Source organism: Cetobacterium somerae ATCC BAA-474 (assembly GCF_000479045.1).
In the GTDB taxonomy this organism is placed as follows: domain Bacteria; phylum Fusobacteriota; class Fusobacteriia; order Fusobacteriales; family Fusobacteriaceae; genus Cetobacterium_A; species Cetobacterium_A somerae.
In genome coordinates, this window is record NZ_KI518145.1 from 1 (window position 1) to 1,209 (window position 1,209).

Consider the following 1,209-nt stretch of genomic DNA (forward strand, 5'->3'; position numbering starts at 1 on the left):
AGGAGGAAATTTCAAATGGCTAAAGAAAAATTTGAAAGAAGCAAACCGCACGTTAACATTGGAACAATCGGACACGTTGACCACGGAAAAACAACAACAACAGCAGCAATATCAAAAGTATTATCAGATATGGGACTAGCTAAGAAAGTAGATTTCGCTAACATCGACGCTGCACCAGAAGAGAGAGAAAGAGGAATCACAATCAATACAGCTCACATCGAGTACGAAACAGTAGAGAGACACTACGCGCACGTTGACTGTCCAGGTCACGCGGATTACGTAAAGAACATGATCACTGGAGCAGCACAAATGGACGGAGCTATCTTAGTTGTATCAGCAGCAGATGGTCCAATGCCACAAACAAGAGAGCACATCCTATTATCAAGACAGGTTGGAGTTCCATACATCGTAGTATACTTAAACAAAGCTGACATGGTAGACGACGAAGAGTTATTAGAGTTAGTTGAAATGGAAGTAAGAGAGTTATTAACAGAGTACGGATTCCCAGGAGACGATTTACCAGTAATAATGGGATCATCTTTAGGAGCAATGAACGGAGAAGAGAAATGGGTTAACCAAATCAAAGCTCTAATGGACGCTGTAGATTCTTACATTCCAACACCTGCAAGAGCAGTAGACCAACCATTCCTAATGCCAATTGAGGATGTATTCACAATTACAGGAAGAGGAACAGTTGTAACTGGAAGAGTAGAAAGAGGAATTGTAAAAGTTGGAGAAGAGATTGAAATAGTAGGAATCAAAGATACTACAAAATCAACTTGTACAGGAGTAGAGATGTTCAGAAAGCTGTTAGATCAAGGTCAAGCAGGAGATAACATCGGAGCATTATTAAGAGGAATCAAGAAAGAGGATGTTGAAAGAGGACAAGTATTATGTAAGCCAGGATCAATATTACCACATACAGGATTCAAATCAGAGGTATACGTATTAACTAAGGAAGAGGGAGGAAGACATACTCCATTCTTCTCAGGATACAGACCACAGTTCTACTTCAGAACTACAGATATAACTGGAGCAATCAACTTACCTGAGGGAGTAGAAATGGTAATGCCAGGAGATAACATTGAGATGACAGTAGAGTTAATCCACCCAATCGCAATGGAGCCAGGATTAAGATTCGCGATCAGAGAGGGAGGAAGAACAGTAGCTTCTGGAGTTGTTGCAGAAATTACTAAGTAATCTTACTTA

1 protein-coding gene is annotated in these 1,209 nt (G+C 40.3%); it reads left to right on the forward strand.

From position 1 onward, the window contains the following. Positions 1-15: 15 nt before the first annotated feature. Complete coding sequence (gene tuf / locus HMPREF0202_RS06610) at positions 16-1,200, forward strand: elongation factor Tu (protein ID WP_040406695.1); 1,185 nt, start codon at positions 16-18, stop codon at positions 1,198-1,200. Positions 1,201-1,209: the final 9 nt, after the last annotated feature.

Bases quoted from the DNA above. Each gene is read 5' to 3' on its own strand.
- tuf (WP_040406695.1), top strand. From the start codon at position 16: ATGGCTAAAGAAAAATTTGAAAGAAGCAAACCGCACGTTAACATTGGA.